Source organism: Sphingomonas sp., from assembly GCF_031372575.1.
In the GTDB taxonomy this organism is placed as follows: Bacteria; Pseudomonadota; Alphaproteobacteria; order Sphingomonadales; family Sphingomonadaceae; genus Sphingomicrobium.
This window is the reverse complement of record NZ_JANMLM010000062.1, coordinates 1-6,368: the sequence shown is the minus strand read 5'-3', so window position 1 is coordinate 6,368 and position 6,368 is coordinate 1. Positions and strand designations below refer to the sequence as shown.

The 6,368-nt window shown below is 64.5% G+C and carries 9 protein-coding genes; 8 read left to right on the top strand and 1 reads right to left on the bottom strand.

The window, feature by feature from the left end:
- Positions 1-13 precede the first annotated feature (13 nt).
- The 6 genes from folE to RMN73_RS05880 all read left to right on the top strand — a co-directional run bounded on the left by folE (position 14) and on the right by RMN73_RS05880 (position 4,134).
- Positions 14-577: a GTP cyclohydrolase I FolE gene (gene folE / locus RMN73_RS05905; protein ID WP_309602395.1), complete on the top strand. Its 564-nt coding sequence runs from the start codon at positions 14-16 to the stop codon at positions 575-577.
- 27 nt (positions 578-604) lie between these two features.
- The gene (locus tag RMN73_RS05900; RefSeq protein WP_309602394.1) at positions 605-1,168 is read left to right on the top strand and encodes a cupin domain-containing protein; all 564 of its coding nucleotides are present in this window, start codon (positions 605-607) and stop codon (positions 1,166-1,168) included.
- 152 nt (positions 1,169-1,320) lie between these two features.
- The gene (locus tag RMN73_RS05895; protein WP_309602393.1) at positions 1,321-1,911 is read left to right on the top strand and encodes a hypothetical protein; all 591 of its coding nucleotides are present in this window, start codon (positions 1,321-1,323) and stop codon (positions 1,909-1,911) included.
- Positions 1,912-1,913: 2 nt separating this feature from the next.
- A complete protein-coding gene (locus tag RMN73_RS05890) occupies positions 1,914-2,543 on the top strand; it encodes a hypothetical protein (protein ID WP_309602392.1) in 630 nt (209 codons plus the stop codon).
- Between the two features lie 159 nt (positions 2,544-2,702).
- Positions 2,703-2,984, top strand: a complete 282-nt coding sequence (locus RMN73_RS05885; protein ID WP_309602391.1) for a DUF427 domain-containing protein — start codon at positions 2,703-2,705, stop codon at positions 2,982-2,984.
- 46 nt (positions 2,985-3,030) lie between these two features.
- Positions 3,031-4,134 (top strand): histidine kinase dimerization/phosphoacceptor domain -containing protein, encoded by a 1,104-nt coding sequence (locus RMN73_RS05880; protein WP_309602390.1) that lies wholly within the window; start codon positions 3,031-3,033, stop codon positions 4,132-4,134.
- Positions 4,135-4,185: 51 nt separating this feature from the next.
- On the opposite strand, the gene RMN73_RS05875 is transcribed toward RMN73_RS05880, so the two are convergent.
- Positions 4,186-4,941 (bottom strand): hypothetical protein, encoded by a 756-nt coding sequence (locus RMN73_RS05875; protein ID WP_309602389.1) that lies wholly within the window; start codon positions 4,939-4,941, stop codon positions 4,186-4,188.
- 151 nt (positions 4,942-5,092) lie between these two features.
- Here RMN73_RS05875 and RMN73_RS05870 point away from each other — a divergent pair, with 151 nt between their 5' ends.
- Together RMN73_RS05870 and RMN73_RS05865 are read left to right on the top strand one after the other, a co-directional pair.
- Positions 5,093-5,452 (top strand): hypothetical protein, encoded by a 360-nt coding sequence (locus RMN73_RS05870; RefSeq protein ID WP_309602388.1) that lies wholly within the window; start codon positions 5,093-5,095, stop codon positions 5,450-5,452.
- A gap of 160 nt (positions 5,453-5,612) precedes the next feature.
- On the top strand, positions 5,613-6,368 hold a 756-nt coding region (locus RMN73_RS05865; protein ID WP_309602387.1), incomplete at its 3' end, for a TonB-dependent receptor plug domain-containing protein.

Sequence of the window (6,368 nt, the reverse complement as noted above, 5' to 3'; positions counted from 1 at the left end):
CGCCGACCCGAAAATTGCCGTGCCCGACGAGGTTGCCGAGGCGGTGCGGACCTTGATCCGCTGGGCGGGCGACGATCCGGGCCGCGAGGGTTTGCTCGATACGCCGGCGCGGGTGGCGCGGGCGTGGAAGGAATATGCGCGGGGGTATGAGGAAGATCCGTCGGTGCATCTGTCGCGGACATTCGACGAGGTCGGCGGCTATGACGAGATCGTATTGCTCAAGCATATCCCGTTCCAGTCGCATTGCGAGCATCATATGGCGCCGATCATCGGCACCGCCTCGATCGCGTACCTCCCGCGCGACAAAGTGGTCGGGATCAGCAAGCTGGCGCGGGTGCTCCACGGCTTCGCGCGGCGATTGCAAGTCCAGGAGCGGCTCACCGCGCAAATTGCCGACTGCATCTGCGAGCATCTCCAGCCCAAGGGCGTCGCGGTGGTGATCGAGGCCAGCCACGCCTGCATGACCGCGCGCGGGGTGGGCACGCCGGGGGTGATCATGACCACCAGCCGGATGATGGGGCGGTTCCGCAGCGACGAAAAGTCGCGGCGGGAGGTGCTCGCGCTGATGGGGTATTGAGGGAGCAACCACGACAGGGAGGCCATGATGACGAAGCACAGAAGTTGGCGAATATCGGCGCTCACGGTGGGCGCGGCGGTCGCGCTGGCGGGATGCCAGTATCAGGAGACGGCCGATCCGCTCACCAATGTCGCGGCCCCGATCGATGCCGCCGCGTCAGCCAGCACCGCCAATGCCGCTGCGCCCGCCGCAGTACTGCCGGTGGCAAGTGAAGCACCGCTGGTCAAGGCAGCGAGCGACCCCGCGCTCAAATGGGGGCCGTGCCCGGCGCCGTTCCCGACCGGGTGCGAGTTGACAATGCTCCACGGCAATCCGGCCAAGCCCAATGCCGACGTGCTGCTACGGATGCCCGGCGGCTATATCATTCCCGCCCATCGCCACAGCTCGGCCGAGCGGATGATCCTGGTCAGCGGCCAGCTCGAGGTGAAATATCAGGGCGCGCCGGCGGCAACGCTCAATGCCGGTAATTATGCCTATGGCCCCGCCAGCCTGCCGCACCGCGCGACCTGCATGGGGACGGCGCAATGCCATTTGTTCGTCGCCTTCGAAGGGCCGGTGGATGTGATAGCGGTCGAGGGGAGCGTCGACTAAAGCGAAACGAGCGAGGCGAGGTTGGACGTCGGCCATTTTCGCGGTGCTGAATTGCTCGCTTAAATGGCCGGTTGAAGACCGCCGGCAGCACGGTTCGTTAAGCAGTTTGGCGTAGGGCCAAGGTCCAGAGATTGGACGGAGTGACCGGACCGGTGAAATGTTGGCTTGCGATGGCTGGATCGCTCGCGATGGCGGGTGCGCTTGGAGCGTGTGATGCGTTCAAGCCCGGGCGCGTCTACGACAAGCCGTTCGACCGCGCTTATGCCGATTTGTCGTCGATGGCGGTCAATGATTATTTCGACGAGGGCGAAACCGGCCCGCCGGGAAAAGATACGCAAATCGTGTGGGCGACGGTATCGCGCGGCACCGATGCGATCGCGTGGGACCTGAACATCGGCACCGCCAAGATCGCCCGCGTCACTGCCCGACTGACCCCCGCCGGGCCAGGTCAGACGCGGGTCGCGGTCGAGCATCAGCCGGCCGACGGCGGAAGTGGCAATGCGGCAAAGCGCGGTCCGAACACCATCCTGACCGATTTCACCCGTGTTGCGATGACCGAACTGATCGACGCGCGGCTGCACGATCGCGTGCCGACGGCCAAGGCGATCGGCGTGCGGATGGCCGTAAACACGATGCTTCGTCCGCGCCAAGCTGGCATGGTGGCCACCACCATCGTCGGCGGCAGCGCGGCGGCGGCTAGCGGCATTAATGATGAACTTGAGCAATCGAATCGAAGGAGATGACGGTGATACGGGGATTATGGATCGGTGCGGCAGCAGTTCTGCTGGCCGGGTGCGGCGGTGGTGGCGAGAAATATCCGGTCTCATCCGATGCGGCTTATGCGTCGCTGGCCGGGCTGAGCGGATCGCCCGCAGTGTCGCCTTTACCCGATGGGCTGGAGGATCTGACGGTCGAATTCGAAGCCGTGCCATCCGCCAATGCGGTGCGCTGGTCATTCAATCACCGGCTTGGCCAAATTTCGACCATCACCGCGACGGTCGCGCCGAGCGGCAAGGCGGCCAGCGTGGTCACGATCGATTATGCGGACGGGACCGCGGAAGGATCGTGGTTCATCACCGATGTACGCATTGAGATCAGGGACAAGTTGAAGCAATCTATCGCTGAGGCAGTCGACTCTAGGCTCGATAATCGCGCGTTCGACATGGCGCTTCGCGACCAGGTGAATGCGGAAATAGCGACCGACATGTCGAGCAGGGTTGCGGCCGGGATCGGCGGCGCGATGCAGTCCGCTGTCGACCGCCAGTCCAAGCGCATCCGCCAGAAAGCGGTCGGAGACCAAGGATCGCAGCAAGTGAATGATCCGGCGTCGGCAACCGAGCCAACCACCAGCCTGGAAAAATTCCAGCGAAACTGACGGCCGCTGCCGAGACGTTCCTCGCATTAGCGTCATTGGCGCGACAATTAGTGTTCGGCGGTGTTCGTTGGGTCTATGACCTTTATGTTGTGGAAGACGAAAGCGCGATAGCGCGCATGGCCGGGCGGTTTGCGCCGGTGGCAGTTTGAAAGGCGACACATGGTTGAGGCACATTGGAACGGACGCGTGATTGCGACGAGCGACGACACGGTTGTGGTCGAAGGCAATCATTATTTCCCGGCGGATGCGGTCGATGCGAGCCTGCTGAAACCGAGCGCAACGACCAGCGGCTGCCCGTGGAAGGGGACCGCGCATTATCATTCGCTGCTGGTCGACGGGCAGGAGAATCGCGACGCGGCGTGGTATTATCCCGAGCCGAAGGATGCCGCCGCCCAGATCCGCGGGCGAATCGCGTTCTGGAAGGGCGTCGAGGTTCGGTAGCGCCGTGGCGCTTGCCTTTTGCGCGCCACTCGTCTCCCTAGCGGCGATGAAGGCCGCGCATCATCCGTACGAGCCCGCGCGCCTCGCCGCGCTGCGGGCCTATGACATCCTCGATACCCCGCGCGAATCCGATTTCGACGAGATCGTGATGCTCGCCTCGCGGATTTGCGAGGCTCCGATTTCGGTGATCAATCTGATCGATGAAAACCGCCAATGGTTCAAAGCCGAGACCGGGCTTGGCGTGCGCGAGACGCCGCTCGAGACGTCGATCTGCGCGCATGTCATCCTGGAAGAAGAGTTTGTCGAAATCCCCGATACGCGGGCGGACAGGAGGATGGCCGACAATCCTTTGTGCCTCGACGAGCCGGGCCTGCGATTCTACGCCGGGGCGTTGCTCAAGTCGAAAGATGGCTATCCGATCGGCAGCCTGTGCGTGCTCGATCACCACCCGCGAACGCTCAATGCGCTGCAGCGTGATGCGCTGCGGATCCTTGCCGACCAGGTGATGACCCAGCTCGATCTGCGCGCGGTGATCGCAGCTGAGAAGGTGTTGCGCAGCGAGATCGATCACCGGGTCAAAAATAGCCTGCAGGTGGTCGGCGCGTTCGTCTCGCTCGAGCGGCGGGTGTCGGAGAATGACGATGCGCGCGCTTCGCTCGAGCGGGTCGCGCAGCAGATTCACACGGTTGCCGCGCTGCACGACCAATTGGCGATATCGGGGACCATTGAGCAGGTCGATCTGGGGCCGTATCTGAAACAGGTGGTGCATTTGATCGATCAATCGCTGAGCGGCGATGTAGCGGTGACGGGGACGTTCGAGCCGATTGAGGTGTCGCCGCGCGAGGCGTCGATCGTCGCCACCATCGTCAACGAACTGGCGGCCAATGCGGTCAAGCATTCGCTGCGGATGGCGTCGGGGACGGTGCGCTTTGGCGGCGAACGGGTGGGCGGCGGTGGTTATCGTCTGATGTGCAGCGACGACGCCGGGCATGGTGCGGACGAGGAGGATGCGGCGGCGCCGAGCGGGCGGACCGGGCTGGGGCTGAAGATCTTGCAGGCATCGGTGCGCCAGCTGGGCGGGACGATGGCGGCGGGGCGCGACGACGCAGGCTATTCGACGCGGATCGAGTTCAACTTCTCCGACAAGTGAGACGCAACACCGTCGACAATAAGCTCCAAGCCAGCGCGCGCACTGGGCGGCTCAGCGGTAAGCCGGCAGATCGATCGCCGGATGAGTTGAATCATAGCTTGCCCGGGCCGGATCGACCGGGGGGTCGGACGGCGGCGCACTGTCCGAGGACGAGCTCCAATTTTGGGCATCGCGGATCGTCTTGGCGTCCATCTGCGCGCTGGCCTGGCCGAAACCGGCGAGCGTGGCGGACAGGGGCTGATGCGCGTTGCCGGCTTTGGTCGGATAGCCATTAACCTGCGTCGCAACGTCGTTCATCGTGTTCCGGATCGTCTCGCCATAGGCTGTGAGATCCTGCGGGTGCGAAGTCATGTAGGCGGCTAGCCGGGTGCCATATTTCACCTTGTCGAAGGCGCGGTCCTCAAGTTCGGCGGCGACCTGTTCAGCCATCGCCTGCTTGCCGATGTTGAGGATGAAGGCGCTGTTCAGATAAGGGCCGGCAATCTTGTCGTCGCTCTCGGCAACCTCCACAGTGACCGAGACGCGGGTGTGGCCGGCATCTTCCTTCGATAGATAAGCAGTGAAGGTCGCGCCGCGGTTCGCCGTATCGCCGAACTGCCAGACGATCGAGCCCGCATTACGGATGACGCGCGGGGTCGAGCCAGGGATCATATCGGCGACCATCGGCGGGATCGGGGTCGCGGCAAGCTCGGCATAAGCGACGTCATAGGGCTTGGCGTAAACCGCGCCTGGTTTGAGCACGCCGCTGACCTGCACGCCCCCGGCGACAAGGGCCGTGGCACCGGCAATGGCCAATGGAATTTTCATGCGACACTCCCCCTCGGACAAGCATTGATAGCCGCGCCGTGCCTAACGAGGCGTAAAGCCGCGACGGTTGGTGTTGGCGCACGCTGGCCCGGCGCCGGACAGGATGAAAGGGGTTGTCATTGTCAAAAGAGCGATGATATCATGTCACGACATGATCCGCTTGCTGACCTTCCTGATGATTGGCGCGCTGTTCCTTGGGCAGGGATTTTCGGCGGGTGCGGCAATGTGCGTTCACCGCAGCGCGGCTGAGCATGCGCGGGCGCTGGAAAGCCGGATCGGCGTCGTCGCCGCGGTTGCCCAGAATGAGGATAGCGCCGTATCGCTGCAATCGAAAAAGGCGGCACCGTCGGTCTCGGTCGGGCTCAATTGGGTGGCGCATCTGGCCGCTCCGTCGGCAATCGTGCCGCCGCTTGCAGTGTCGGACCGGGTGACGGTGTCGCTGACCGACGCACCCGCCTTGACGGGCATTTCGACCGCGCCGCTGCTCAGGCCACCACACAGCATCGCGTAGCCATGCCCGCCGCGGCATGACGAGGTTGCCGCCCCGCGGCGCCTGATGCTGGCGACCATCCCCGACGCCAGCTTTCCCGCACCGGATCATCCCGGAACACGCGCGCCCCGAGGGCGCAGACTATCTGCCTTTGCAAGGGCAGCAACGATCGGAATATTTCATGAATCGCCTCGTATTTCTCGCTGGAACCGCGCTGGCTTTGGTGTCGCAATCGGCTTCTGCCCAGGACGCTGCGACCGACGGCCAAGCGGCCGCTGCCCCCGCTGCTGACTCCGCGCCGCCCGCCGAAGCTGCGGCGAAGGACGCGCCCAAGACGGCGGAAAAAGCGATCATCATCACCGGCAAACGGCGGCGCGACGATGTGCTGGGCGATGTGTCGGTGCTGAGCGGCGACGCGCTGGCCCGCGATATCCGGCCGACGATCGGCGAGACGTTGATCAAGCAGCCGGGGGTCAGTGCCGCGGGATCGGGGCCGAACGTGGCCAAGCCGGTGCTGCGCGGGCTAAGCGGCGACCGCATCCGCATCTTGACCGACGGGATCGGCAGCCTGGATGTGTCCGCCTCATCGAGCGACCATGCGGTGGCGATCAACCCGCTGACCGCGCAATCGATCGAAATCCTCCACGGCCCGGCGGCCTTGGTGTTCGGATCCTCGGCGATCGGCGGGGTGGTCAATGTGGTGGATTCGCGGATTCCGCGCCGGGTGCCCGAAGCGCCGCTCGGACTGAAGGGCATCGCCGGATATGGAACGGCCGCCAACGAGTGGATCGTCAGCGGGGCGATCGACGTGCCGCTGGCGGCGAATTTCGTCGCCCATCTCGACGCCAGCCGGACCAGGAATGACGATCTCGAAACCGGCGGATACATCCTCGCCAAACCGCTGCGGCGGCAGGCGGCGCTGAGCGGCGACCCGGCG